Genomic DNA, 24,772 nt, shown 5'->3' on the forward strand with positions numbered 1-24,772 from the left:
GAAGAAGGCCCCAGAGAAATCCGGGGCCTTCTTCATACCTACGGTCAGCGGGCGGTGCCTTGCAGGCTTCCCGTCACGTCTTCGTAGCTGTAGATGATGCAGTGAACGGTGCGGTCGTTCATCCGGGTCCACGACGCCTTGGTCGGCGTGTAGTTGTAGATGTCGAACTCCGACTCCTCGTAGGAAAGACCGACAAAACCCTCGAACTCGGCGGCGCAGCCGTCCCAGGCGATCTCGTAGATGGCATCGTCGCCGGGATAGTCGCCGTCATCGAGCTGGTAGATGAAGAAGACCTCGTCGGTGTGCGGCAGGTCGCAGGGCACCACCGGAACCTCGAAGATCTCATCCTCCCCGTCGTACTCGACCAGGGGGATGCAGTCGCCGACCTGGAGATCGGCGAAGGGCAACATCTCCGCCCCCTCGATCTCGGAAGGGTCCTGCGCCCCATCTGAGAACGCACCGTCGTCGTCGGCGGGTGGACGCTCGCTGGGCGTGGCGACCGGGACAGGATCGGCCTCGGCCGTTGATCCGATCCCGAGCGACAGCAGCGAGACGCCGAGCGCCAGGATCGTGCCGAAGACCGCGACACCCAGGCCCGTGATCCCCGGCCACTTCGCGCCCCGCAGGAACAGCGAGACGAGGGAGGCGACGAAGCCGAGTCCGAGGACGACCCATCCGACGATCGAGATCGACGGCACGCAGGCGAGCACCACGCCGATCACCACCACGATGAGACCGATCAGGCCCAACACCGAGATCTTTCGGGTCGGTGCTGCAGCTGCCGGTGCGACAGGAACGCCGGGGTACGGCGGCGCGGATGCCGGGTAGCCCGATGTCGCCCCGGCCGCTTGCGTGGGAAGGGAATAGGGCGGTGCGAAGGGCTCAGGGTCGGCTGCGGCGGTGCCGACTGCTTCCGGCGTCACCGCCGGAGCCTGCTCCGCTACGGCTTCCGTAGCCGACTGCGGAGCCGCTCGCACGTGAGCGGTCCACTGCTGGCCGTCCCACCAGCGCAGGTTCGCGGAGCCATCGTCATACCAGCCGGCGGGTGTCGTCATCGAACTTTCCTGTTGTCCCTGCTTCGATCGGCGATCAGCCGGCCGAAGGCTCCACGGTCACTCGGGCGACTTCCTGAAGGACCTCGTCGGTGATGATGATGACGTACGAGCCGCTCTGCGGCACGTCGAAGGGAACGGTGCCCTGGGTCGTCTCGCCGGCTTCCAGCTCGTCCGGCTCGATCGTCGCGTCGCCGAACAGAGCATATTGACCGGTCGCACCCTCGGCCGTCTCGGCCGTGAAGTAGATCAGCGGGTTGACGTAGGTGGTGCCGTCGATGCCGGTCCAGGTCAGCTCGATGTCGAGGTAGCCGCCGTTCTCAGCAGCGAAACCCGTGTCGCTCGTCGGGCTCCAGTTGGCCGAAGTGATGGTGACCTCGCTGGTACCCGACATCTGCGTGATGATGACGGGCTCGCCCATCACGCCTTCGACGACTTCGGTCGGCGTGGTGCCCTCGTCGGTGCCCTCATCCGTACCGGTGTCGGTGGTCGGGATCGGGTCGGGCAGTGAGTCGTCGATCTGCTCGGCGAGAGCGAAGAGGAAGACGAAGCCCATGATGAAGGCGATGATCGCGCCGGCGACGGAGACGCCGAGGCCCGTGAAGCCCGGCCACTTCTTCCCCTTGAGGAAGACGGAGATGAGCGACACGATGAAGCCGGCGGCGAGCAGGATCCACGCGAACAGGAGGGTCAACGGGAAGAAGGCGAGGATCAGGCCGAGGGCCGCGAGGCCGAGGCCGACGAGTCCGAGCACGGACGGCTTCGCCGGACCGGTCGGAGCGGATGCCGCGTAGGGCGCCGCTGCCGCATAAGGCGCGGATGCCGGGTAGCCACCGGCCGCATAGGCGCCGGGCGCCGCGGAGTCGGGGGAGGCGTAGGCACCGCTCGCCGGCGGATACCCGCCCGAGGCGGCGGGGTAGGCGGGTGCGGCAGCGCCCGGGTACGCGGGAGCACCGCCCTGTGCCACGGGCGGGAGCGGCGGCACGGGTGGGGCTGCCGGGGCGGCCCGGTCGCGCGGTGCCTTGGGAGCGACGACGGTCTCCTCGACCGGGGCCGCGTCGGAAGCGGCATCCTCCGCAGGGGGCTCGTCGGCTGCCCGAGCTGACTCGGCGGCGGGTGCCACCGCCTCACTGAAGGCAGGCGTCTCAGGCTCGGTGAACGAACTCGACGCCTCGGGAGCTGCAGAAGACTCGGGAGCTGCAGGGGCCTCCGGAGCGAAGTGCTCGGTCCACTGCTGACCGTCCCACCAGCGCTGGCGCCCGGATCCGTCGTCGTACCAACCGGCAGGTGTCGTCATGGTGTCCCCCTCGAGTCCTCGGCGTGCGCGGAATCACGCGAATCGCCTCTCCATGTATAGCAGTGGCGGTCGACGTTGATGAGGCGATTCGATGGGGAGCGATCCCCATGCCTGACTCGTCCGCGCGGGGTGTCGCTCGCGGCCAGAGGAGACGCCGCACGTAGGCTCGTAGCGCCATGATTCGGTTCGAGAACGTCACGAAACGTTACCGCGGGACGTCCAAGCCCGCGCTGTCCGGTGTCGACTTCGAGGTGCAACGCGGAGAGTTCGTCTTTCTCGTCGGCGCCTCGGGTTCCGGCAAATCCTCCTGTCTGCGTCTGATCCTGCGCGAGGACGTGCCCACGACGGGACGCGTCGCCGTGCTCGGACGCGACCTGCGCTCTCTCGCCAACCGGAAGGTGCCCTATTTCCGGCGCCACATCGGCTCGGTGTTCCAGGACTTCCGGTTGCTTCCGTCGAAGACCGTCTACCAGAACGTCGCGTTCACGCTGCAGGTGACCGGGTCGTCCCGCGGCTTCATCCAGCAGGCGGTCCCCGAGGCGCTCGCCCTGGTCGGCCTGGACGGCAAGCAGAAGCGGATGCCGCACGAGCTCTCCGGCGGCGAGCAGCAGCGCGTCGCCATCGCCCGAGCGCTGGTGAACCGCCCGCAGGTGCTGCTCGCCGACGAGCCGACCGGAAATCTCGACCCCGCGACCTCCGTCGACATCATGCAACTGCTCGCCCGCATCAACGCCGGCGGCACCACCGTGCTGTGCGCGACGCATGAGGCGGGGTTCGTCGATGCGATGCGGCGCCGCGTCATCGAGCTCAGCGACGGTGAGATGGTGCGCGACGAGGTGCACGGCGGATATGGCGACACGTCGAACATCCCCCGGCTCGTGCCGGAGGAGGTGCGCGGCGCCGCAGCGGCGGCCGCGCTCACCGCCGTGCAGGAGGTGCAGCGGCAGACCGCCGACCTCTCCGTGGTGCGCGCCGCCCTCGCGGAGGAGCTCAGTGCTCAGCGCAGGGCGGCGGCATCCGCCTTGTCCTCCGCTCCGGAACCCGCGCGTGCACCCGCCGCCCCCGTCGAGAAAGCGGCCGAAGCGCCGCGCGAACCTGTCGAGGAGAGGCCGGTCGCCCCCGGTCCGCGCACCCACCCGATCGTCCTGCCCCAGGTCGACGTCGCCGAGCTCGGCGTCGCCGATCGCCTCGGCCTGTCCGACGACGACGCCGAGGAAGTGGGCCCCACCTCATGAGAATCGGTCTGATCCTGACCGAGGCCCTCGGCGGCCTGCGGCGCAACATCTCGATGGTGATCTCCGTCGTGCTCGTCACGTTCGTCTCGCTGACGTTCGTCGGCGCGGCGATCCTGATGCAGTCGCAGATCGGCGTCATGCGCGGGTACTGGGCGGAGCGCGCCCAGGTCGCGGTGTACATGTGCTCGGCCGTCTCCGAGGCCGACACGTGCGTCGACGGCGCGGCGAGCGAGGAGCAGGTCGCCGCCGTGCGCGGACAGCTGGAGGGTGAGGCGCTCTCACCGCTGATCAGTTCGATGACCTTCGACAACAGAGAGCAGACCTACGAGAAGCTCGTCGAGCAGCTGGGTGCCGATCAGGCGAGCGTCCTCACCCCCGACCAGGCGTTCGAGGTCTTCTTCGTCACGATGAAGGACCCGGGGCAGTCGCAGGTCCTCGCCGAGGCGTTCAGCGGGCAGGCGGGGGTGGAGCAGGTTCAGGATCAGCTCCAGTACCTCGAACCGCTGTTCTCGGCGCTGACCGTCGCGACGTACATCGCGGTCGGCATCGCCGTGCTCATGCTCATCGCCGCGACGCTGCTGATCGGCACCACCATCCGACTGTCGGCGTATGCCCGGCGGAAGGAGATCGGCATCATGCGTCTCGTCGGCGCGTCGAACCGGTTCATCCAGACGCCGTTCGTGCTCGAGGGTGTGTTCGCCGCGTTCCTCGGATCGGCGTTGGCCAGTGCGGCGGTCGTCGCCGGCGTGCACTTCGGCGTGAACGGGTATCTGCGCGGGCGCGTGCCGTTCATCACGACCTGGATCACGATGGGAGATGCGGCGCTCGTCGTCCCCGTCCTGATCGGGATCGGCGTGATCCTGGCGGCGCTCTCGGCCGGCTTCGCCATCCGTCGCTGGCTGCGCACCTGATCCCGCCCGCGCCTGATGTAGGCTGATGGGCTGGCTACGACAGAGAGCGGGAGCATCATGCCCAGGGAACGCGGGGAGAAGGTCGTCGCGACCAATCGTCGCGCACGTCACGACTACAGCATCGAGAAGTCGTACGAGGCGGGAATGGTGCTGACCGGCACCGAGGTCAAGTCGCTGCGTCAGGGGCGCGCCAACCTCAGCGACGGCTACGCGTTCGTGAAGGGCAACGAGGTGTTCCTCGACTCGGTGCACATCCCTGAATACTCCCAGGGCCACTGGACGAACCACTCCGCCAAGCGCATCCGCAAACTGCTGCTGCACCGCGCAGAGATCGAGAAGATCGCGCACGCCGTGTCCGCCGGCGGCTACACGCTGATCCCGCTCAAGCTCTACTTCTCCGACGGACGTGCCAAGGTCGAGATCGCCCTCGCGAAGGGAAAGCGCGAGTTCGACAAGCGGCAGACCCTGCGCGAGCGCCAGGACACCCGCGAGGCCGACCGGGCCATGCGGCTGCGGAACCGCGTCGGGGAGTAGTCCGCCGGTCGGCTCCTCGCGCGTCAGACGCTCGGCGTGAAGCCGAACACCCGTCCGAGGAACGCGAGTTCCCGCTCCAGTGCGTTGACGATCGTGGTGCCGCTGCGGAAGCCGTGCCCCTCGCCGGGGTAGACGACGTATTCATGGTCGACGCCGTTGGCGGCCAGCGCGTCGCGGATGGCCTCCGACTGCGACGGCGGGACCACCCGGTCGTCCGCGCCCTGCATGAGCAGCACGGGCACGTCGATGCGACCGGCGTGCGAGAGCGGCGAGCGTTCGATGTAGAGGTCTTCAGCGTCGGGCAGCGGCCCGACGAGTCCCTCGATGTAATGCTCCTCGAAGCCGTGCGAGTGCTCGGCGAGCATCCGGAGGTCTGCCACGCCGTAACGGCTGATGCCTGCTGCGAACGTTCCGCCGCGGACCAACGCTGAGAGCACGGTCCAGCCGCCGGCCGAGCTGCCGCGGATCGCGATGCGGGCGGGATCGGCGAGTCCGGCATCCGCCAACCCGCGCGCGGCCGCGATCACGTCGTCGACGTCCACGACTCCCCACTGTCCGTGGAGGCGGTCGCGGTAGGCGCGACCGTACCCGGTGGAGCCGCCGTAGTTCACGTCGAGCACCCCGATGCCGCGGCTCGTGTAGAACGCGATCGCGGCGGATGCGGCACCCGTGACGTGCGCGGTCGGGCCTCCGTGGACGAAGACGACGTACGGCGGCAGTGCCCCGAGGGGCGCCGCGGCTCCGGGATTCGCCGGCGGATAGTCGAAGGCGCGCACCTCGCCTTGAGCGCCCTCAACGCGGATCGGGGATGCCGGCGGCATCCAGTCGCCGTCGACCGGCTCTCCGCCCGCGACGGCGACGACCTCGTCGGTGTCGAGATCGATGCACCACACGCCCGGGGTCATGGTCGAGCTGTTCCCGGAGAGCAGCACCCGCGAGCCGTCCACGTCGTCGACGCTCACGTGCCCGTCGCAGGGGACCGCGAGGGTGCGTTCGGTGCCGTCCGCGGTGATCTCGACGACCTCGTCGCGACCGTTCGTGCGCACCGCGACGATGCGCCCGTCGGGGAGTGGCTGATACCAGCGATTGCCGAGCACCCAGAGGCCGTAGCCGGTGTCGGCATCCGTCGAGGTGATCGGCTGTGCCTCGCCCTGGAGCGTCACCGGATCGAGGTGCAGGCGCTGCAGCTGCCAGCGTCCGTCCGGATCGTCGGCGAAGACCAGCTCATGGTCACCGACCCATTCGGGTTGGAGAGCGGATCGGGTGCGGATGAGTGCGCCGCCGCCCGCGCCCGTCGTGCGGGCGATCAACAGAGACGCGCTCTCCCACGGCATCTCGGTGCCGCTCCACTCGACCCACGCGATCCGCGTGCCGTCCGGGGAGAGGGAAGGATGCGCGACGAATGTGGCTCCCTCCTTGCGGATGAGGATGGCGGACGGATCCTCGGCAGCGGAGCCGTCGACGGGGATCTCCACGATCGCGCGGAGGGAGGGCTCGACGCGGGTGTCTTCCCGGACGGCGAGCAGACGTCCGTGCTGAAGTCGCAGGCCACCGTGAGCGGGCCCGGGCGGCGTCAGCGGAACCGGGTCCGCACCGGGGGCGAGCCGGTGCACGCGCTGATCTCCCGCGTCGACGAAGTACAGCGTGCCGTCGGCATCCGCGGTCCAGGATCCGCCACCGTACTCGTGCACGCGCGAGCGGGCGCTCCAGGGAGCCGGGAGCACCTCGGCGCCGGTGGAGCTCCGCACCGTCATGCGCCCGCCCTCGGCCGGAACAGACTCGCCCCACCAGATCTCGGTGCCCACGAATCTCGCGCCGTCGATGCGCGGTGCGGATGCCGCGACCGACGCGGCGGAGAAGGGGGAGGGCCAGGAACCGTACGGTGACGACATGCTTCGAGCCTAGGCGCGAGCCGACATACGGCGTCACAGAGGTGCGGGCTCGGGGCGGGGTGTTCTAGGTTTCTGGAAACGCCCGGTTCGCCCCGGACGTGGAGCGACAGCCGAGCCCGGCACCCGCCCGCGAATGATGCCCACTGCGTCGTGCGCGGCCCCCGGCCCGCCCTGTCCCCAGGAGAGAGATGTCTTCCGAGACTGAGACTTCCGGCACCCCTCGAGTGCCGTTCTCCTTCGAGCTCTACCCTCCGCGTTCGGAGTCGAGCGAGGAGGCGCTGCACGAGACCGTCCGCCGTCTCGCGGCCGTGGGCCCCGAGTTCCTCTCGGTCACCTACGGCGCCGGTGGCTCGACCGGAGGCCGCTCCCTCGACGTGCTGCGCTTCATCCGCGAGCACACCGACGTCGAACCGCTCGCGCACCTCACCTGCGTCGGGAACACGTATGCCGGAGCGGCCGCGCTCATCCGCGAGTTCCTCGATGCCGGCATCCTCAGCTTCCTCGCCCTGCGCGGCGATCCGCCGCAGGGTCATGACGAGCCGTTCCTCGGCGACCTGGAGAGCGCGGCACAACTCGTGCAGCTCATCGACCGGGCGCAGGCCGAGCGAGCTCCCTACGAGGAGTCTCCGGTTCCCGGGTTCCCGGGAGCGGCGCGGGTGTCGCCGCGTCGGAAGGTGAACATCGCGGTCGCCGCGTTCCCCAAGGGGCACCCGCGGGCGACGCACCGCACACAGGACGTCGAGGCGCTGCTCGCGAAGCAGGCGGCCGGTGCGACGTTCGCGATCACGCAGCTCTTCTTCCATCAGGACGACTACCTCGCTTTCGTCGAGCGCGCTCGAGCCGCGGGTGTCACGATCCCGATCCTGCCCGGCATCATGCCGATCACCTCGCCCGCCCGCCTCGCCCGCGTGCTCGAACTCACCGGAGAAGACCTCCCGAGCGAGCTCTCGATCGCCCTCGAGGTCGAACCGACCGCCGAGGGACGCCGGGAGATCGGCATCGAGTGGGCCGCCCGTCTCACCCGCGAGGTCGTCGCCGGCGGAGCCCCCGGGGTGCACCTGTACGCGTTCAACCAGCACGACACCGTCCTCACCGTCCTCGCCGAGGCAGGGATCCTCCCCGCTCTGCGCCGCTAGAAGCCCGCTGACCAGACCTGGTCGACCAGACCCCGCCGAAAGGAAAGATCATGACCGCATTCCCCGAGGGCACGATTCTCGGTTACCCCCGCATCGGCCGCCGCCGCGAGCTGAAGAAGGCCGTCGAGGCGTTCTGGGCCGGCCGCATCGACGAGCAACAGCTCGAGCAGACCTCCGCCGAGCTGCGTGCCGCGACCCGCGATCGGCTCGCGGCACTGGGCCTCGGCCGCACCGACTCGGCGATCCCGGAGTCGTTCTCCTACTACGACCAGGTGCTCGACGCCGCCGTCGCGGTCGGGGCGATCCCCAGCCGCTTCGAAGGCCTGCGTTCGGCGGACGGCACCATCGGGCTTCCGGCGTACTTCACCATCGCCCGCGGCGAGGGGGAGCGCGCACCGCTCGAGATGACGAAGTGGTTCGACTCGAACTACCACTACCTGGTCCCCGAGATCGGCCCGGAGACGGTGTTCTCCCTCTCCAGCGACCGCCTCGTGCGCGAGGTCGCCGAGGGCGTCGCCGCCGGCTTCGTGACCCGTCCGGTGGTCGTCGGACCGGTGACGCTGCTCGCGCTGGCCAAGGCCTCCGACGACGCGCCTGAGGGCTTCGACCCGCTGTCCCGTCTGAACGACCTGCTGCCCGTCTACCTGGAACTGCTCTCGAAGCTGAAGTCCGCGGGTGCCGAGTGGGTGCAGCTCGACGAGCCCGCACTCGTCAGCGAGTCGCTCCCGGCCTCGACGGCACAGCTGGCGGATGCCGCGGCACGGGCCCTTGCTGTTCTTGGTGGCACCGCTGAGCGCCCCTCGATCCTCGTCGCAGCGCCGTACGCCGACCTGGGCGATGTCTTCCCCGTGCTGGCCGCCGCGCCGATCGAGGCCATCGCCGTCGATCTCGTCCGAGGTGGCATCCCCACTGCGGCACCCGGCCTCGAGGGCAAGACCCTCGTGGGCGGTGTCGTCGACGGGCACAACATCTGGCGCAGCGACCTCGCCGCGGCCTTCGACAAGCTCGAGGCGCTGCGCGCTCTGGGAACGCCGGTGGCAGCGGGAACATCGACGTCGCTGCTGCACGTGCCCCACGACGTGGCGGACGAGTCGCTGCTCGACCCGAGTCTGGTGTCGTGGCTCGCCTTCGCCGACCAGAAGGTCGAGCAGGTGGGCATCCTCGCGCGCGGCCTCGCCGAGGGGCGCGCGGCGATCGTGGACGAACTGGATGCCGCGTCCGCAGCCTTGGCGGATCGACTGGCCGCCCCCGGCGTCCGCGACGGCGCCGTGCGTCGTCGTGAGCTCGCCGACGCCGACTTCTCCCGTGTCTCCTACGAGGAGCGCGAGACGGCGCAGGAAGCCCTCGGGCTGCCCGCACTCCCGCTCACGACCATCGGGTCGTTCCCGCAGACCGGCGACATCCGCCGTGCTCGTGCACGGTTCACCCGGGGCGAGATCCCCGCGGAGGACTACGAGGACTTCCTGCGCCGCGAGGTCGCCGGCGTCGTCTCGCTGCAGGAGGAGCTCGGCCTCGACGTGCTCGTGCACGGCGAACCGGAGCGCAACGACATGGTGCAGTACTTCGCCGAGAACCTCGACGGCTTCGCGGTGACCGAGAACGGCTGGGTGCAGTCCTACGGCTCGCGCGCCACGCGTCCCTCGATCCTGTGGGGCGACGTGTCTCGTCCGGCCCCGATCACGGTCGGCTGGTCGAGCTTCGCGCAGTCGCTCACGACCAAGCACATGAAGGGGATGCTGACCGGGCCCGTGACGATCCTCGCGTGGTCGTTCGTGCGTGACGATCAGCCGCTGGGGGAGACCGCGAACCAGGTCGCGCTCGCGCTCCGCGAGGAGATCGAGGATCTCGAGGCTGCGGGCATCGCGATCATCCAGGTCGACGAGCCGGCGCTGCGCGAGCTGCTGCCGCTCAAGAAGGCCGACCAGCCCGCGTACCTCGACTGGTCGGTGGCATCCTTCCGTCTCGCCACCGGCGGTGCCGCGGCGGGCACGCAGGTGCACACGCACCTGTGTTACTCGGAGTTCGGCGTCGTGATCGACGCGATCCGGGCGCTTGACGCCGACGTGACCTCCATCGAGGCCGCGCGCAGCCGCATGGAGGTCGTGGCCGACATCGCGGAGGTCGGCTTCGGCCACGGGATCGGCCCGGGCGTCTACGACATCCACTCGCCGCGCGTTCCCACCGTCGACGAGGTCGAGTCGCTGCTGCGTCGCGCCGTCGAGGAGATCCCCACCCGTCAGCTCTGGGTGAACCCCGACTGCGGGCTCAAGACCCGTGGATACGACGAGACCACGGCCTCGCTGCGCAACATCGTGGAGGCCACCCGCCGAGTCCGTGAGGACATCAGCGTCGGCGTCTGACTCGCAGCTTTCGCGGCCATCGGCAACTTCTGCGGCCCGACGCGTCTGATCGGGCCGCAGAAGTTCGGATCGTCCGCAGAACGTGAGGCGCCCCACGGACTCTCGGATGCCGCGCGCCTGCTGCGCGGCGAGAAAGCCGCCCTCCTGAATCTTCGGAGGGCGGCTTTTCGCGTGTGTCGGCGGATGCCGGAACGGCAGGTCAGACGGCGCGGAGCACCGCCACGACCTTGCCGAGGACCGTGGCCTCGTCACCGAGGATGGGTTCGAAGGCGGAGTTGCGGGGGAGCAGCCAGGTGTGCCCGTCGCGGCGGCGGAAGGTCTTCACGGTCGCCTCGTCGTCGAGCATCGCGGCGACGATCTCGCCGTTCTCCGCGCTGTTCTGCGAGCGGATGACCACCCAGTCGCCGTCGCAGATGGCCGCGTCGATCATCGACTCGCCGGAGACCTTGAGCATGAACAGGTCGCCCTTGCCGACCAGCTGGCGGGGAAGGGGGAAGATCTCCTCGACCTGCTGCTCGGCGGTGATCGGCACTCCGGCGGCGATGCGACCGACGAGCGGGACGAGGGCGGCGTCGCCCACGGGAGTCGCCACATCCGCCGGGTTCTCGCCGCTTGTGCCGGGGAGGTCGATGAGGACCTCCATCGCACGGGTCTTGCCGGGGTCGCGTCGCAGGTATCCGCTCAGCTCGAGCTGCCCGAGCTGGTGGGTGACGCTGGAGAGGGACTTGAGCCCGACCGCGTCGCCGATCTCCCGCATGCTCGGCGGGTAGCCGTGATGGGCGATGGAGATCTGGATGACCTCGAGGATCGCCATCTGCTTCGGGCTGAGGCTCTTCCGACGGCGCGTCCGAGGGGCCTCCTGCTCCGGGGCTGAGTTCTCGCTCATGGTGCTCCTTCAGTACGCGACCCGACGCTCCTCTTCGAATGTCGGAGGTCCGTGGTGGGGTGTTCCTATCGAAACCGTATCCGAGTATCGGGCTGATCTGGAATATCTGTTCGAGCGTGTCGGAGGATTCGCGGGTCCGATTTCGAAGAACAGTTGACAGATGTTCGAACTCGAAGATATCTTCGGAACGTAGCTTCGCATTCACGGCTCCCGGCCGAGGCGCGAATGCGAACGCTACGCCAACTTCTCCGCCGATCACTCGACGGAACAGGGTAAGGAGCCCGACATGAGCAGCATCAGCCTCAGCACCGCAGTGGTCCTCCCGACGCGTCCGGCGACGCGGTCGCGGTTGCGTCTGACGGCTCGTGGGCGCGGCGTGCTGCTGGCGATCGCGTCGGTGCCGCTCGCCGTCGGCATCGCGTTCGCCGCGATCAGCGGGGGCAGCGCTCTCGCCTCCGGCGACGCGGTCGCCGCGGCCAGCTTCGAGACCGTCACCGTGATGCCGGGCGACACCCTCTGGTCCATCGCCGGCGCAGTGGCTCCGACCGCCGACCCGCGTGAGGTCATCGGCGAGATCAGCCGGCTGAACATGCTCCGCGGCGGCGAGCTGCAGATCGGTCAGGAGCTCGCCATCCCCGCGGAGTACACCGACTGAACCCCTCGGCAGGCTCAGGGACCCAAGGTGAGGGGTGCGTCACGCGGCGGGCACGCGGCCTAGCATGGAAGGGTGACTTCTTCACTCGATGCCCTCCCGCTGCGCGATGACCTCCGGGGGCTCACGCCCTACGGTGCACCGCAGGCGCCGCTCCCCATCGCACTGAACGTCAACGAGAACACGCATCCCGTGCCGGATGCCGTCGCGAGCGACATCCTCGATGACATCGCCGTGGCGCTGCGCGACGTGAACCGCTACCCGGACCGCGAATTCACGACGCTGCGCGAGGGGTTCGCGGAGTACCTCGGACACGGTCTGACGGCCGACCAGATCTGGGCGGGCAACGGCTCGAACGAGGTCCTCCAGCACATCCTGCAGGCCTTCGGGGGTCCCGGGCGTACGGCGTTCAGCTTCGCTCCGACCTACTCGATGTATCCGCTGATCGCGCAAGGAACGGGCGCCCGCTGGATCGCCGGCACCCGCCAGCCTGACTACACGATCACCCCGGAGGAAGCCGCCGAGCAGGTTCGCGACGCCGACCCCGACGTGATCCTCCTGTGCTCGCCGAACAATCCGACCGGAACGCCGCTCGGGCTCGATGTCGTCGAAGCGGTGTACGAAGCGGCACGCGGCATCGTGGTGGTGGACGAGGCCTACCAGGAGTTCGCGCCGCACGACGCGGCATCCGCTCTCACTCTGCTCGAAGGTCGTCCGCGTCTCGCGGTCTCGCGCACGATGAGCAAGGCGTTCGCCTTCGCCGGCGCGCGCGTGGGCTACCTCGCAGCCGACCCCGCCTTCATCGACGCGCTGCGCCTCGTGCGACTGCCGTACCACCTCAGCGCGCTGACCCAGGCGGCCGCGGTGGCGGCTCTCCGCAACGCCGACGTGATGCTCGGCATGGTCGAGGAGATCGTCGAGCAGCGCGACCGCATCTCGGCGACGCTCGAGGCGCTGGGGTACGCGCCGCACGAGTCCTGGTCGAACTTCGTCCTGTTCGGCGGTGTGACAGACCCCCGTGCGACCTGGCAGCAGCTGTACGACCGTGGCGTGCTGATCCGAGACGTCGGCATCCCCGGCCACCTGCGGGTATCCGCGGGCACCGAGGCCGAGACCACCGCGTTCCTCGACGCCCTGGCCTCGATAGGATCGGCTTCATGAGCACCCCCGTCCAGAACCCGCGCTCCGCCAGCCGCGTGCGCACCACGTCGGAGTCCACCGTCGAGCTCGAGCTCAACCTCGACGGCACCGGTGCGTCGCGCATCGACACCTCCGTGCCGTTCTTCGACCACATGCTCACCGCGTTCGCGAAGCACTCTCTGACCGACCTCACGGTTCGCGCCTCGGGCGACACGAACATCGACGCGCACCACACGGTCGAAGACGTGTCGATCGTGCTCGGCCAGGCGATCCTGCACGCGCTGGGCGACAAGTCCGGAATCTCCCGCTACGGCGATGCGCTCGTGCCGCTCGACGAGGCGCTCGCACAGGCTGTCGTCGACATCTCCGGACGTCCGTATCTCGTGCACGAGGGCGAGCCGGCCGGATTCGAGCACCACCTCATCGGCGGACACTTCACCGGTTCCCTGGTGCGCCACGTCTTCGAGGCGATCGCCTTCAACGCTGCGCTCACCGTGCATGTGCGCGTGCTGGGCGGACGCGACCCGCACCACATCGCCGAGGCGGAGTTCAAGGCCTTCGCTCGTGCGTTCCGACAGGCCAAGGCGCTCGATCCTCTGGTCGACGGCGTGCCGTCCACGAAAGGCGCGCTGTGAGCAGAGCTCCCAAGGTCGCCGTCTTCGACTACGAGTCCGGCAATGTCCACTCGGCGGTCAAGGCGCTCGTCGCTGCCGGCGCGGATGCCGTCCTGACGCGCGACCGCAAGGAGGCGCAGGAGGCCGACGGCCTCCTGGTGCCCGGCGTCGGCGCGTTCCAGGCGGTGCGCGATGCGCTGCACGCGCACGGGGGAGACGAGATCATCGACCGCCGACTGGCCGGCGGTCGCCCCGTGCTCGGCATCTGCGTCGGGATGCAGGTGATGTTCGCGCATGGAGTCGAGCGCGGCCACGACACCGAGGGACTCGCGGAGTGGCCGGGGGCCGTCACCGAGCTCAACGCGCCGGTGCTGCCGCACATGGGCTGGAACACGGTCGAGCCCGGTGCCGACAGCGTCCTGTTCCGGGGCATCGAGCAGGAGCGCTTCTACTTCGTGCACTCGTACGCCGCGCAGAAGTGGGAACTCGACGTCATCCCGCCGTTCCCTCAGCCCGTGCTCACCTGGTCGACATACGGCGACCCGTTCCTCGCGGCCGTCGAGAACGGACCGCTGATGGCGACGCAGTTCCACCCGGAGAAGTCCGGGGAAGCCGGCATCCAGCTGCTGCGCAACTGGGTGTCCAGCCTCTCCTGATCCCAGCGGGTCAGCAGGCGGGTCAGCGCCCGCCGTACACGTCCAAGAGCCACGGAAGCCACTGCTGGCGTAACGCCGCTCGCGTGCGCCCGCGAAGCGCGGGGAGTGCATCAGACACCCGCCCGCCGGGCGCCAGCGACGGGTCGAAGGGGATGCGGACGCGGATGTCGATGCCCGGGGTCTGCCCGGAGGGCGCTCCGAATGCGGCGACCAGGACGGGCTGGGTCCGCTCGAGCCCGGCACCGCCGAAGCGGGACGCGATGTCCGAGAGCGCGAGCTCCAGGGACGAGATGCCCTGCGGCGTGGGCGCACCGACGATCACGAGCCTGCCCTGCGCGAGGGCGGATGATGCCTTCCCCGCCCGGTAGCCGCCGCCGTCCACCAGCTCGTTGCCACCGGCGCGTGCGGCAGCGGGCAGCGTCCCGAGACGGCGATCGAACGCGGCGGAGTTCTCGGCGACGACGGCAGGCACCCGCGCTCCGTTCTCTGCGAGCAGCAGAACGCTCAGGGCAGCGAGAGTCGTGGTGCCGGTTCCGCCGCCCGCACCGAGGAAGGTCACAGACGTCATCGCGGCTGCTCCGATCGTCCGCGCAGGTGCGCGACCTGCACCACGTGCGGATGCTCACCGCGGCGGACGTATCGCCCTCTGCCCGGGGGGAAGCGCTCCGCGTGGAGGCGCGGAAGGATCTGTCCCTCGCTGCGGTCGCCGGAGAGAAGGAGGAGAGCCGCGCCCGTGTCGCGCACGCCCTGCAGGAACGGGGAGTACATCGCACGGACCGATCCGGCGACGGGGCGGGACACGACGAGATGGAAGCGGCTGTCCCGCGCCGTCGGCAGATGAGGCGCCAGCGCGGACAGGTGCTCGAGACCACCGGCACTGAGGATGTCGTGGTCATCGACGAGCAGCACGACTCTCGGCGCCTTGGCGACCTCGTCCGCGTCGAGCTGTGGTCGTCGAGACAGCTCCGTCGCGATCGACGAAGCCAACCCGGAGGCCTGCGCGGCAGTGCGCGCGTGCGCGGCGAGGTATTCGTCCGGGATCACCTCCGCGACGTGCCCGCGCGAGTCCACCACGGCGATCGCGAGCTCCTCGGGGGTGAACCGTTCGATGAGCCCGGCCGCGATCATCCGCAGGGTCGTGGACTTGCCGCTGCGGGCGTCGCCGAGCACCAGAAGGTGCTGATCCGCCTGCTGGAACTCCCAGAACGCCGTGGCCATGGTGTCCTGTCGAAGCCCGAAGGGCACGGCATCCGGTTCGTCCACGGCTTCGGGAAGCTGCTCCGGATCGAGGTCCTGCGGCAGCAGACGGATGGGTGCGGCCGACGGGCCGGCCCACGACGCGGCGACGCGACGGCCGAGTGCCTCGATCTCGTCGCCGAGAGCGCCGTCATCCGCTGTCTCGAGCACGGGGAGGGCGACATGGGCGATCAGGCCGGAATCCGAGAGCGCGCGTCCCGGCGTCGACGCTTTGATCGTGCGCGCGAGCGTACGGTCGATCTGCGATTCGGCAGGGTCGTTGATCCGCATCTCGATCTTCGTGCCGAACAGGGACTGGTGTGCGATGCGCAGTTCACTCCACCGCGAGAGCGCGAGCACGATGTGCACGCCGTAGCCGGCCGCGCGCAGCATCACCGCGGTGAACGCGGCATCGAGATCGTCGAACTCCTGGCGGAGAGCGCCGTACCCGTTGACCAGCACCACGATGTCGGCAGAGGCCAGCTGCGGGATGTCGCCGGATGCATGGCGTGCCCTCAGCTGGGGCATGGAGTCGATGCCGCTCTCCTTGAAGATCCGCTCGCGCAGGTCGAGCATCGCCTCGAGCTCTTCGATGAGCCTGCGCAACCGGGCGGGGTCGGAGCGAGTCGCCACGCCGCCGACGTGCGGGAACGGCTCCAGACGGCGCAGGCCCCCGCCGACGAGGTCCATCCCATAGACGGCGACGTCGGCGGGCGTGCGTGTGAGGGCGAGCGACACCGCGATCGTGCGCAGCAGGGTCGAGCGTCCGGACTGAGGACTCCCGATGATGGCGAGGTGTCCGGCTCCACGGGTGAGGTCGAGCATCCAGGGCAGCTGCTTCTGATGGGCCGGGTCGTCGATGAGACCGATCGGTGTCTCCAGTCCCGAGGTACCGCCGTGTTCGCCGAGGATCTGGCCGAGCGTGAGGGTCTCCGGCAGCGGCGGCAGCCAGGCCGACGCGACAGCGCGGTCGTCGGCCCGCAGTCGTGTGACGGCCTCGTCGACCAGCAGATCGCCCACCGCCGGGGTCGTGAACACCGGCCCTGCCGAGGGGGAGTCGTCCCCTGCGGAGCTGATCCCGTTGTGCACCGGGACCCGGAACACCCTGCTGCGCTCGTTGTCGCCGACGACGGGGGCCGGTCCCACGGGTACAGGACCGGAGACATAGCCTGCGCGGAACCTCTGGTAGACCGAGGTGTCGACCTTGAGGATGCCGTAGCCCGGCATGGCGGGAAGACGGTAGGCGTCACCCGTGCCGAGCACGACGTGCGATTCGCTCTCGCTGAAGGTGCGCAGACCCAGCCGGTACGACAGGTATGTGTCCAGTCCGCGCAGCTTTCCGGCCTCGATCCGCTGGCTCGACAGCAGCAGGTGGATGCCGATCGACCGGCCGATGCGTCCGATCTGCAGGAACAGATCGATGAACTCGGGTTCGGCGGTGAGCAGCTCGCCGAACTCGTCGATGACCATGAACAGATGCGGCATCGGCTCGAGGTCGGGTCGCGTCCGGCGCAGTTCTCGGTAGTGCGTGATCGAGGGTGAGGCGTCGGCATCCTTCAGCAGTTGCTGACGACGGATGACCTCGCCCTGCAGCGAGGCACGGGCACGTGTGGTGAGCTGCGGATCGGATGCGAGGTTGTCGATGAGACCCGCGATATGGGGGAGGTTCTGGAAGGGTGCGAAGGCCGCGCCGCCCTTGTAGTCCACGAGGATGAAGCTGAGATCCTCGGGAGGGTGGGCGAGGGCGAGGGCGAGCAGCACCGTCCGCAGCATCTCCGACTTGCCTGAGCCGGTCGCGCCCACACAGATGCCGTGCGGCCCCATGCCCTCCTGCGCGCTCTCCTTCAGGTCGAGGAAGACGGGTCGGCCGTTGTCGTCGATCGCGAACGGCACCCGCAGGAAGGCGCTGGGGGAGCGAGGAGTCCACAGCGTCTCGGGATCTATCTCCGACACCTCGGAGATTCCGAGCAGCTGCGTGATGTCGAATGCCGCGGTCTCGCCGGTTTCGGGCCGGGCGGCGTGCACCGTGCGGAACGCGGCCATCGATCGGGCGAGGCTGGTCAGGGTGCTCGCGCGGGTCCGGTCGGGCGCGAACGCGATGTGGACGGGTTCGGCTGACGACGCCTGCGACGTCAGCACCGCGTCGCTCTCATCGATGGTGATGCGGATGTCGACATCGTCGGGTTCATCGACGCGATCCGCGACGAGGTGCACGACCGTGACGTTGAGTTCGCCGAGTGCGAGGTGCGGATCCGGGCTCGCCAGACGCGAGGCGGCGCGCCCGTGGTCGTCGACGAAGATCACCAGGCGGGCGCGTGGGTTCGCGCCGCGTCCGTGTCGTTGCACCCCGGCCGCGGCAGAAGCGCGCGAGCCCAGCTCCGTCGCGAGCACCCCGAGCAGGGAGGGGAGGTCGGGGGCGATGCGCCGGGCGGGAACCGGGCCGTCGAACAGCGCGGGATCCTGCACATGGGGGAGAAGGTCGAATCCCGCCCATTCCTCGGCATGGTCTGTCGCGTAGACGGCGGCGAGCGTCAGATCATCGGGGGTGTGGGCGGCCGACAGCTGCGCCACCAGTGACCGGATCGCCGTCATGCCGTTCGCGCGGTCGGCCACGACGGACACGACCCAGGCGTGGCGGAGGTCAGCGGTGACCGGCATCTCCGGAACCGAGTCGAGCGCCCGGGCGACGATCTCGGCTTCGCGCTGCAGGATGGGGTCGGCGGGCTCGAGGGGAGACTCCTCGCTGCCCACCTCCAGCGAGAACCAGGGCCGAGCGGCAAGGCCGAGACGGGCCGAGAGGTAGTCCTCGTCGGTCCGGCGCCGCTCCCAGCGTCGCGCCGGGTCCCGCATGATCTCGGTGAGCCCCCCGGGCGCAGGGTGCACCGCGATGGCCGCTTCCCGGTCGGCGGCACCGCGCTCGCGGAGATCGGAGCGGTAGCGCTCGAGGTAGTCGAGGTACAGCTCTCGACGTGTCCGGGCCTTGCGTGCGGCGCGGCCTCGAGCCGAGAGTGCGAACCCGATTCCGCCGACGACGGCGACGATGAACACCACTGCGGCGAGCACGAGGAAGAGTGGCTGGCCGTTGCGCAGCACCACCATCATGACGACCGATGACAGGGCTCCGATGAGGGGCAGCAGGAACTGCAGCGGCATCCCACCGCCCTGATCCTCGAGGCTCGGCGGCGCGGGGATCAGTCGCGGCTCGGGTGGGGAAGGCGGAGCCGTCACGCGCGTGGGACGGTGAAAGAGCGTTCTGGTCATGCGATCCTCGTCTCGCGAGGCCGTCCGCACAGGCGGACGATCTCCGCGCTGAGCATCGACAGCGCGAACGACGTGGCCCCAGAGCGGTGTCCTCCGCGGTCGAAGGGCAGCACCAAGGTCCGGACCGGCGAGGAGCTCAGCATGCGTCGTGCTGCCGGTGTCGCACGCCCGCGCACCGCCGAGGCGACGATCACCGTCGGCGTTCCGCCGGCGATCAGGACGGATGCCGTGTCGACGGTGTCCTGCACGGCGCTGCGCTCGACGCTCGTCGTGAGGCAGAGCACATGAGAGTGCGCCGCGACAGCAGACAGTGCGGATTGATCGAGGGTGCCCCAGTCCGTGAGGGTGATCTCGTGAGCACGGTGACGTTCCTCGCAGTGCTCACGCCAGTGATCGACACCGCCGGGCCACACGGGAGAGGGCACCACGTGCGCTGCCGGGCGCGATTCGGAGTTCTCGGTGAGACGCAGTTCATCGTCGGTCGCGTCGACGAGCAGCGTCTGACGGTCCCGGCGTGCGGTGAGCGCGTCGGCCACGCCGCTGGCTGCGGTCGAGCATCCGGTGCCTCCGCGGAGAGCGGCGAACCCGACGCGGCGCACGACGGGAAGAGCGGCGCGCAGCGTGCGCTCGGCGTCGATCGCCTGTTCGTGGCGCTCGGCGGGCCAGACCTGCAGGAGCGAGCCGAGGCGACTCACGCGAAGGCTCCGAGCAGGTCGTCGAACACGCCGATGATGGCGAGGAGCAGGGGCACCATGGCGATCACCGCGAGCATCTCGACGATGCCGAGCAGACGCCGCAGCCGCGCCCGCGCCGCGGCGCTGGGGCGACTCGCTGCGGCCACGACCAGGACGAGCGCCACCAGCCCGCCGATGAGGGCGCGCCAGGGGGCGGCCAGAGCATCGGTCGTCCAGAGCCAGAGCGCGGCCGGGATGACGACGGTCGCCAGAAGAGCGATACGGGGGACGGCGAGCGGGAAGAGCCGGCTGCGCACCAGCACGAAGGCGAGAAGTGCCCCGGCGAGACCCGCCTCCCATCCGTCTCCGGTGCTCAGTACGGTGGCCGCGACCGCGAGGGGCGCAGTCAGGGCGAGTGCAAGAGCGGTCTGCGCGGCGAACGCTCGCGTGATGGCGCTGTCGATGTCGCTCCGCGGGGCGAGGGCGCCTTCGATGGTCGCGTCGTCGAGGCGGGCGACGCCCGCGGTGCTGAGCGCGAGCGACGGAGTCAACCCCAGGAGGAGCGCGGCGGTGATCCCCGCGACCGCTGCCACCAGTGGGGCGGGAGCCCCGGTCAGCGCGGCCCCCACGAGCACGACGCTGGAGAGTACGGCGACGACCGCCCCGGAGAGGATGCCGCGGTGTCTGGCACCGATGCCGAGCACGACGGCGACGGCGGTCCAGGCCAGCGCCCACGTCAGAGCGGGCGCGATGAGCGGTGCCGTGACGGCGGGGAGGAATCCGGGCGCGAGCAGGCCGAGAGGTACCGCGAGACCCAGCGCGAGGCCCATCAGCGCTTCTCGGCCGGACGAGCGCCCGGTGCGCGCGAGGAGGGCTCCGGCCGTCACGGCGACGACGAAGACCGCGGTGAGAAGAAGGAGGGTGGAGACGTTCTGTGGCAGCACGAGTCCGGTGACCGCCGCGGCGACGCCCACCGCTGCGGCGGTCGTGATCGAGGTGAGCCGCGGCGACCATCGATCGCCTCTTCGGATCGTCGCGTCGGCGACCGCTTCGGTGACCTCTGCGACATCGGGCGCCTGCGGCGCGTCATCGAGGGGCAGCAGGCGCAGCAGCGTGCCGTGATCGATGTCCTGCTCAGAGAGGGCGCGGCGCCCGTCGACCGCGCGCCCCAGCAACGTGGTCAGGACGAGTGGAGCGCCGGGGGTCGGCGGCTCGTCGAGGAGCTCCACGATCTCGGGGAGCAGGTCGTCGACGGGATGATCGTCCGGCAGCACGAGATCCGCCTTGCGGCGGGTACCGATCACGGTGATGCGCGTGTACTCCATCATTCCTTCTCGTCTGTGCCCGTTCGATCCGTACCGGTGCCCGTTGGATCGGTACCGGTCTGATCCGATTCGGAATCGACGACCTCGAGTGTCTCGGGGTCGATCGTGACGCCCGTGTCGGGGTCGGTGTAGTGCCCGGTGCGCGGGTCGACGTACCAGCCGGTGCGGGTGTCGACGGTGCGCCCCTGCGGATCGGTCGCCCAGCCGGTGGCCGGGTCGACGACGAAACCGGTGCGGGGATCGATCAGCTCGAAGGTCGCGGTGTCGAGGAGGTATCCGCTCTCCTCGTCTTCGATGAGGTCGTCTCCCGGTGGAATGGGGTTGCCCGCGACGGCGGAGCGGAAGGCCGCGACCGCCTTGTCCTCGCGTTGCGTCTGGATGATGTTCAGCACGAAGCCCGTGCCGAGGCACGCGGCGCAGATCACGGCGCCCAGGATGATCGAGCCGGTCAGTCGACGCAGGTTGTTGTTGACGGTGCGGCGATCGCGTTGCTCGCCGTGCACGAACGCCGCCGTCAGCCGATCGCGGTGCGTGCGGGTGGACTCGAGGAGGGTCTGGTCGTAGTCGATCACCGCAGGTCCGCCGTCCGTCGGCGCTGTTCCAGCACGATGCTGCGCTCGCCGAGGAGCACCGCGGCTCCCCATCGCACCGGAGTGGCCGTGTGCGGGACGAGCCTCGGTCCCTGGTCGATGCGGGTGCCGGTCGGTGAACCGAGGTCGGTGACGGTCAGCCCCTTCGGCGTGATCTCGACGAGGACGTGGGCCTTCGCGATCGTGCGTGTGAGGTCGGGGATCGCCACCAGGGCCTGGCGCGGGTCCAATGGCACTGTCGGGTCGCGCCCGATGAGCGCCGCATGCTGAACCGTATGCGTCGTCCCGTCGTCCACGACGAGGCGCAGGTACGAGCGCCCCTGGTCCGAGGGGCGCAGATCCGGCGCAGGGGCGGCCAGGACCGTGGGTCGCGCACGCAGGGCGAAGGGATCCTCGTCACTGCCGCGCGGCACGGTCAGACGCGGGCCGCCGAAGCGGAAGGAGGGGAGTCCCGAGAGGGCATCGATTCCCCGCAGATGCATGATCGAGTGGCCGACGCTGCCACCGAGAACGCCGCGCCACACCACGAGAGCGGCGACCGTGCCCAGGCCTGCGACGAGAGCCCAGAGCGGACCTGCAGAACGCCCGACCGTGAGGGCGAGCGTGGCTGCGGCGACGGTCATGAGCACATCGATCCCCAGGGACACGAGACTCGCGGCACGATGCGACGCGACAGGGGCAGGAGACACGTCGGCCATGGTACACAGACGTTCCGCGCACCTGGACTTCTGCTGTGATGTGGTTGAAATCAGGAGGCGTTCGCCTAGCATGGGAGCGTTCTGAATCGACAGGGGGGCGACATGAAGTTCGCAATGGAAGAGCAGACACTGGTTCGTCTGGGCCAGCGCACGCAGTCCGAGTCGGAAGATCTCGGCACGCTGGTACGGGCGCTCGTGGAGTCCGCAGAACCGCTCGAGGGCGTGTTCAACGGACAGGCGAAGGCACGGTTCAACGAGTTCAAGGGCAAGACCGACGAGATCGCGACGGCGCTGAACAACGCTCTCCACGGCATCGTCGGCTCGATCTCCGGACAGAACCGAGCGTTCGCGACAGCATCGGAAGAGGGCGCTGCCGCCCACGACGCGGCGCAGGGGTCGGCCGACTTCAGTGGCGAGGCCGTCCTCGCCCGCATCTCCGGCCAGGCCGGCGCCTGACCACGACAGACACAGAAGACACCACGGAGGGTATGTCATCGTGACCGGAAACCAGCTCGATCGAAACGATTACAGCGTCGGCGCATCGCAGTCGGCGCAGTCCAACTTCGAGAGCGTCGCGGCTCGTCTGGAGGCGGCGCTGCAGCGTCGCGATCAAGACGTGCGCGCAGCTCTCGCCGACTATCAGGCGGATGGCGTCTCTGAGGAGTATGCCGCGCTGGAGCAGCAGTGGAACACCGCGGGTGATCAGGTCCGTGGCGTGATCGCCGCGATCCGCGGGTCGCTCGAGCAGAACGACGATGTCGCGCTGCGGGCTCTGGCTCAGGCGCGGGCCGCTCTGCCCATCTGATGGTCACGTCCATCCATCCGCTCGCGGATGAGTGGACCGATGACTACGCGCTCTTCAAGATCGAGCACGACCGTGTCGGGTACTCGAGGCCGCTCTGGCATTTCCTTGCGGATTGCCGGGCCTCCGGCATCCGACCGGTGCTCCTGACCGGTCCTGGGGCAGTCATCAGTCCGCAGCTCTACACCGCGATGGCGGAGAGCGCCGCCCATTGGGCGTTCGTCGATGACGGTCGGGTGTTCGACGCCCGCTCCGGCGTGCGGCTGCGCAGCATCTCCGATCTGTGGATGCCCTCGCTCGAGACGCCGAAGAGGCATCCCGGTGCAGCGCCCGGCGAGACGGCCGTCCCTGCCCTGCTCTTCGACGTCTATGCGTCGGAGCGGGCGACCGACGACACCCTCGTCGGCCCCCTCGTCGACTTCGTGGTCGGCGGCCTCAGCGGTGGGCGAGTCGCGCGTTGGGGGCGGAATGAGCCGCTCAGCGGCTCCTGGGATCATCGTGCGGTCACTGCGGAGGCTCAGCGCCTGATGCCGGCGAGCGACGCCATGCTGGCGGCATCCGACCTTGGCGCCTGGGCATCGCTGACCGTCGCTCGTACGCGCGATGGTCTGATCCAGCGGGTGCACGGCGGCGTTCCGCTGCTGACGTTGAGCGCCGTACCGGTCGATCAGCTCCGGGATCGGGTGATGCCGCACATCACCACGATGCTCACCGGCCTCGTGGAGGGCTTCCGGCCGCGGGTGGCGCTGATCTCGGCGGGTCTGCTGCGCACCGACGGCAGCGGCTACGGCTTCCGCGTGGGTGCGCAGCCGGTCGACGCTCCTCTCGCCGTGCTCGTGGGGCCGCGGGCTGTGCGCGATCTGAGGATCGACTTCGCTGCGCTGTCCGCGACGCACGACGTGACGGTGCTCGGGCCGGGCCGAGTCCCCAGTGCTCTGGTGCGGATGACGGGTCGCACGCCGCTGTGGTCGCAGCTGCACGCTTTCGCGTACGACCTCGACCAGGAGCGGCTCGGTGCGGTTCTGGCGAACGAATTCCGGGGGGCGCTCTGATGGCTGTCGAACTCGTGTTGCTCAGCGACATTCCGTTGAGCGATGAGGTGATGCTCGAGACCGCTCTGCAGGTGATCCCCGACGGCGCGGCCTTCTCCTATCGAGACGGTCAGATCACGCAGTTCGCGGATGTGAACGCGGCTCCGGTGCTGACGGTGTTCGAGCCGATGGTGGTGCACGAACCGCTGGAAGCGCGGCGCCTGATCAAGGATCCGCCCGTGTCTTTCGGGCTGTGGACCGAGATGACGATCCCGTTCGCCGGCAGCGTCGCCGGGCGCCCTCTCGCGGAGGCGTTCGCGAGGGCCGTGCGCGGAAGCGTGCGGGAAAAACTGTGATGTGCGACCGGAGGGGTGGCGAAGATGAGTGAATGGAAGGTCGATCCGGCGCTGCTTTCGGCCGCGTTGTCCGAGACGACTGTGGCGTACGAGCCCTTGACGACGGCTGTGACGGAGGAATCCGTCGCGGCGATCTTCGGGGGACTCACTTGGGGCAGCTGGGTGACGTCGTGTGTGTCGCAGGCGTTGAGCGAGGTTCTCGCTGAGCAGCAGACCGTGAACCTGGCGAACATCTCCAACCACATCGCTGCGGGCATCACGGGTGTGGGAAATTCTGCCTGGGCCCTGCAGCAGGGGCAGGAGGACATGGCTGCGACGTTTCAGTCGGAGATGTCGGCTGCGGCGGTGGATGGTGACTTCTCGTTCTTCGAGGCTCATGGGTATCGGGGGGAGTAGACGGTGTTCGAGAATGCGAGTGCGGCGTCGGGTGGGAC

The 24,772-nt window shown here is 69.5% G+C and carries 24 protein-coding genes; 14 read left to right on the plus strand and 10 right to left on the minus strand.

The features are described 5' to 3' along the window. Positions 1-44: 44 nt before the first annotated feature. Both RS85_RS18970 and RS85_RS19990 read right to left on the minus strand, forming a co-directional pair. Positions 45-1,055, minus strand: coding sequence for a DUF2510 domain-containing protein (locus tag RS85_RS18970; RefSeq protein WP_052703496.1), 1,011 nt, complete (start codon positions 1,053-1,055; stop codon positions 45-47). A gap of 34 nt (positions 1,056-1,089) precedes the next feature. Continuing rightward, on the minus strand, positions 1,090-2,349 hold the full coding sequence (locus RS85_RS19990) for a DUF2510 domain-containing protein (RefSeq protein ID WP_046013025.1): 1,260 nt from the start codon (positions 2,347-2,349) through the stop codon (positions 1,090-1,092). A gap of 176 nt (positions 2,350-2,525) precedes the next feature. On the opposite strand from RS85_RS19990, the gene ftsE reads away from it, so the two are divergent. The 3 genes from ftsE to smpB are packed head-to-tail and all read left to right on the plus strand — an operon-like array spanning position 2,526 to position 5,029. Continuing rightward, positions 2,526-3,584 carry a cell division ATP-binding protein FtsE gene (ftsE, locus tag RS85_RS08735; protein WP_046013026.1) on the plus strand — a complete coding sequence of 353 codons (1,059 nt, stop codon included), beginning with the start codon at positions 2,526-2,528 and terminating at the stop codon, positions 3,582-3,584. Further along, positions 3,581-4,495 carry a permease-like cell division protein FtsX gene (gene ftsX, locus RS85_RS08740; protein ID WP_046013027.1) on the plus strand — a complete coding sequence of 305 codons (915 nt, stop codon included), beginning with the start codon at positions 3,581-3,583 and terminating at the stop codon, positions 4,493-4,495. The genes ftsE and ftsX overlap by 4 nt, the downstream gene beginning before the upstream one ends. Before the next feature lie 57 nt (positions 4,496-4,552). Continuing rightward, positions 4,553-5,029 carry an SsrA-binding protein SmpB gene (smpB, locus tag RS85_RS08745; RefSeq protein WP_046013028.1) on the plus strand — a complete coding sequence of 159 codons (477 nt, stop codon included), beginning with the start codon at positions 4,553-4,555 and terminating at the stop codon, positions 5,027-5,029. Positions 5,030-5,052: 23 nt separating this feature from the next. Here the strand turns inward: smpB and RS85_RS08750 are convergent, their stop codons facing one another. Next, positions 5,053-6,921 (minus strand): prolyl oligopeptidase family serine peptidase, encoded by a 1,869-nt coding sequence (locus RS85_RS08750; RefSeq protein WP_046013029.1) that lies wholly within the window; start codon positions 6,919-6,921, stop codon positions 5,053-5,055. A gap of 188 nt (positions 6,922-7,109) precedes the next feature. On the opposite strand from RS85_RS08750, the gene RS85_RS08755 reads away from it, so the two are divergent. Together RS85_RS08755 and metE are read left to right on the plus strand one after the other, a co-directional pair. Continuing rightward, a complete protein-coding gene (locus tag RS85_RS08755; RefSeq protein ID WP_046013030.1) occupies positions 7,110-8,057 on the plus strand; it encodes a methylenetetrahydrofolate reductase in 948 nt (315 codons plus the stop codon). Between the two features lie 50 nt (positions 8,058-8,107). After that, the gene (gene metE, locus RS85_RS08760; protein WP_046013031.1) at positions 8,108-10,417 is read left to right on the plus strand and encodes a 5-methyltetrahydropteroyltriglutamate--homocysteine S-methyltransferase; all 2,310 of its coding nucleotides are present in this window, start codon (positions 8,108-8,110) and stop codon (positions 10,415-10,417) included. A 199-nt stretch (positions 10,418-10,616) separates the two neighbouring features. Here metE and lexA read toward each other — a convergent pair whose 3' ends face one another. Beyond that, the gene (lexA, locus tag RS85_RS08765; RefSeq protein ID WP_046013032.1) at positions 10,617-11,303 is read right to left on the minus strand and encodes a transcriptional repressor LexA; all 687 of its coding nucleotides are present in this window, start codon (positions 11,301-11,303) and stop codon (positions 10,617-10,619) included. Between the two features lie 286 nt (positions 11,304-11,589). Between lexA and RS85_RS08770 the strand changes: the two genes are divergently transcribed. The 4 genes from RS85_RS08770 to hisH all read left to right on the plus strand — a co-directional run bounded on the left by RS85_RS08770 (position 11,590) and on the right by hisH (position 14,365). Next, a complete protein-coding gene (locus RS85_RS08770) occupies positions 11,590-11,958 on the plus strand; it encodes a LysM peptidoglycan-binding domain-containing protein (RefSeq protein WP_046013033.1) in 369 nt (122 codons plus the stop codon). 72 nt (positions 11,959-12,030) lie between these two features. After that, entirely contained in the window at positions 12,031-13,116 is a 1,086-nt protein-coding gene (locus tag RS85_RS08775; protein ID WP_046013034.1) for a histidinol-phosphate transaminase, read from the plus strand. Beyond that, positions 13,113-13,730 (plus strand): imidazoleglycerol-phosphate dehydratase HisB, encoded by a 618-nt coding sequence (gene hisB, locus RS85_RS08780; RefSeq protein ID WP_046013035.1) that lies wholly within the window; start codon positions 13,113-13,115, stop codon positions 13,728-13,730. Before RS85_RS08775 ends, hisB begins: the two co-directional genes overlap by 4 nt. After that, positions 13,727-14,365 carry an imidazole glycerol phosphate synthase subunit HisH gene (gene hisH, locus RS85_RS08785; RefSeq protein ID WP_046013036.1) on the plus strand — a complete coding sequence of 213 codons (639 nt, stop codon included), beginning with the start codon at positions 13,727-13,729 and terminating at the stop codon, positions 14,363-14,365. The genes hisB and hisH overlap by 4 nt, the downstream gene beginning before the upstream one ends. 22 nt (positions 14,366-14,387) lie before the next feature. Here hisH and RS85_RS08790 read toward each other — a convergent pair whose 3' ends face one another. The 6 genes from RS85_RS08790 to RS85_RS08815 are packed head-to-tail and all read right to left on the minus strand — an operon-like array spanning position 14,388 to position 22,140. Continuing rightward, positions 14,388-14,933 carry a hypothetical protein gene (locus tag RS85_RS08790; RefSeq protein WP_046013037.1) on the minus strand — a complete coding sequence of 182 codons (546 nt, stop codon included), beginning with the start codon at positions 14,931-14,933 and terminating at the stop codon, positions 14,388-14,390. Then, on the minus strand, positions 14,930-18,862 hold the full coding sequence (locus tag RS85_RS08795) for a type VII secretion protein EccC (RefSeq protein WP_046013086.1): 3,933 nt from the start codon (positions 18,860-18,862) through the stop codon (positions 14,930-14,932). Before RS85_RS08795 ends, RS85_RS08790 begins: the two co-directional genes overlap by 4 nt. Next, entirely contained in the window at positions 18,859-19,557 is a 699-nt protein-coding gene (locus RS85_RS08800) for a hypothetical protein (protein ID WP_046013038.1), read from the minus strand. The genes RS85_RS08795 and RS85_RS08800 overlap by 4 nt, the downstream gene beginning before the upstream one ends. After that, positions 19,554-20,861: a type VII secretion integral membrane protein EccD gene (eccD, locus tag RS85_RS08805; RefSeq protein WP_052703497.1), complete on the minus strand. Its 1,308-nt coding sequence runs from the start codon at positions 20,859-20,861 to the stop codon at positions 19,554-19,556. The genes RS85_RS08800 and eccD overlap by 4 nt, the downstream gene beginning before the upstream one ends. Continuing rightward, the gene (locus tag RS85_RS18975) at positions 20,861-21,433 is read right to left on the minus strand and encodes a hypothetical protein (RefSeq protein ID WP_052703498.1); all 573 of its coding nucleotides are present in this window, start codon (positions 21,431-21,433) and stop codon (positions 20,861-20,863) included. Before RS85_RS18975 ends, eccD begins: the two co-directional genes overlap by 1 nt. After that, positions 21,430-22,140: a hypothetical protein gene (locus tag RS85_RS08815; protein ID WP_152642371.1), complete on the minus strand. Its 711-nt coding sequence runs from the start codon at positions 22,138-22,140 to the stop codon at positions 21,430-21,432. The genes RS85_RS18975 and RS85_RS08815 overlap by 4 nt, the downstream gene beginning before the upstream one ends. 111 nt (positions 22,141-22,251) lie before the next feature. On the opposite strand from RS85_RS08815, the gene RS85_RS08820 reads away from it, so the two are divergent. Genes RS85_RS08820 through RS85_RS08840 form a run of 5 tightly spaced genes read left to right on the plus strand, consistent with a single transcriptional unit; the run spans position 22,252 to position 24,734 of the window. Continuing rightward, positions 22,252-22,605 carry a hypothetical protein gene (locus RS85_RS08820; RefSeq protein ID WP_046013041.1) on the plus strand — a complete coding sequence of 118 codons (354 nt, stop codon included), beginning with the start codon at positions 22,252-22,254 and terminating at the stop codon, positions 22,603-22,605. A 40-nt stretch (positions 22,606-22,645) separates the two neighbouring features. After that, on the plus strand, positions 22,646-22,954 hold the full coding sequence (locus tag RS85_RS08825) for a pore-forming ESAT-6 family protein (RefSeq protein ID WP_046013042.1): 309 nt from the start codon (positions 22,646-22,648) through the stop codon (positions 22,952-22,954). Next, on the plus strand, positions 22,954-24,003 hold the full coding sequence (locus tag RS85_RS08830) for a DUF6177 family protein (protein WP_046013043.1): 1,050 nt from the start codon (positions 22,954-22,956) through the stop codon (positions 24,001-24,003). The genes RS85_RS08825 and RS85_RS08830 overlap by 1 nt, the downstream gene beginning before the upstream one ends. After that, the gene (locus RS85_RS08835) at positions 24,003-24,338 is read left to right on the plus strand and encodes a hypothetical protein (protein ID WP_046013044.1); all 336 of its coding nucleotides are present in this window, start codon (positions 24,003-24,005) and stop codon (positions 24,336-24,338) included. The genes RS85_RS08830 and RS85_RS08835 overlap by 1 nt, the downstream gene beginning before the upstream one ends. A 24-nt stretch (positions 24,339-24,362) precedes the next feature. Then, positions 24,363-24,734, plus strand: a complete 372-nt coding sequence (locus RS85_RS08840) for a DUF6507 family protein (RefSeq protein WP_152642372.1) — start codon at positions 24,363-24,365, stop codon at positions 24,732-24,734. Positions 24,735-24,772 lie beyond the last annotated feature (38 nt).

This window comes from Microbacterium sp. SA39 (genome assembly GCF_000967865.1).
GTDB lineage: Bacteria > Actinomycetota > Actinomycetes > Actinomycetales > Microbacteriaceae > Microbacterium.

Bases quoted from the DNA above. Each gene is read 5' to 3' on its own strand.
- RS85_RS18970 (WP_052703496.1), bottom strand. From the start codon at position 1,055: ATGACGACACCCGCCGGCTGGTATGACGATGGCTCCGCGAACCTGCGC.
- RS85_RS19990 (WP_046013025.1), bottom strand. From the start codon at position 2,349: ATGACGACACCTGCCGGTTGGTACGACGACGGATCCGGGCGCCAGCGC.
- ftsE (WP_046013026.1), top strand. From the start codon at position 2,526: ATGATTCGGTTCGAGAACGTCACGAAACGTTACCGCGGGACGTCCAAG.
- ftsX (WP_046013027.1), top strand. From the start codon at position 3,581: ATGAGAATCGGTCTGATCCTGACCGAGGCCCTCGGCGGCCTGCGGCGC.
- smpB (WP_046013028.1), top strand. From the start codon at position 4,553: ATGCCCAGGGAACGCGGGGAGAAGGTCGTCGCGACCAATCGTCGCGCA.
- RS85_RS08750 (WP_046013029.1), bottom strand. From the start codon at position 6,921: ATGTCGTCACCGTACGGTTCCTGGCCCTCCCCCTTCTCCGCCGCGTCG.
- RS85_RS08755 (WP_046013030.1), top strand. From the start codon at position 7,110: ATGTCTTCCGAGACTGAGACTTCCGGCACCCCTCGAGTGCCGTTCTCC.
- metE (WP_046013031.1), top strand. From the start codon at position 8,108: ATGACCGCATTCCCCGAGGGCACGATTCTCGGTTACCCCCGCATCGGC.
- lexA (WP_046013032.1), bottom strand. From the start codon at position 11,303: ATGAGCGAGAACTCAGCCCCGGAGCAGGAGGCCCCTCGGACGCGCCGT.
- RS85_RS08770 (WP_046013033.1), top strand. From the start codon at position 11,590: ATGAGCAGCATCAGCCTCAGCACCGCAGTGGTCCTCCCGACGCGTCCG.
- hisB (WP_046013035.1), top strand. From the start codon at position 13,113: ATGAGCACCCCCGTCCAGAACCCGCGCTCCGCCAGCCGCGTGCGCACC.
- RS85_RS08790 (WP_046013037.1), bottom strand. From the start codon at position 14,933: ATGACGTCTGTGACCTTCCTCGGTGCGGGCGGCGGAACCGGCACCACG.
- RS85_RS08795 (WP_046013086.1), bottom strand. From the start codon at position 18,862: ATGACCAGAACGCTCTTTCACCGTCCCACGCGCGTGACGGCTCCGCCT.
- eccD (WP_052703497.1), bottom strand. From the start codon at position 20,861: ATGGAGTACACGCGCATCACCGTGATCGGTACCCGCCGCAAGGCGGAT.
- RS85_RS08820 (WP_046013041.1), top strand. From the start codon at position 22,252: ATGAAGTTCGCAATGGAAGAGCAGACACTGGTTCGTCTGGGCCAGCGC.
- RS85_RS08830 (WP_046013043.1), top strand. From the start codon at position 22,954: ATGGTCACGTCCATCCATCCGCTCGCGGATGAGTGGACCGATGACTAC.
- RS85_RS08835 (WP_046013044.1), top strand. From the start codon at position 24,003: ATGGCTGTCGAACTCGTGTTGCTCAGCGACATTCCGTTGAGCGATGAG.
- RS85_RS08840 (WP_152642372.1), top strand. From the start codon at position 24,363: ATGAGTGAATGGAAGGTCGATCCGGCGCTGCTTTCGGCCGCGTTGTCC.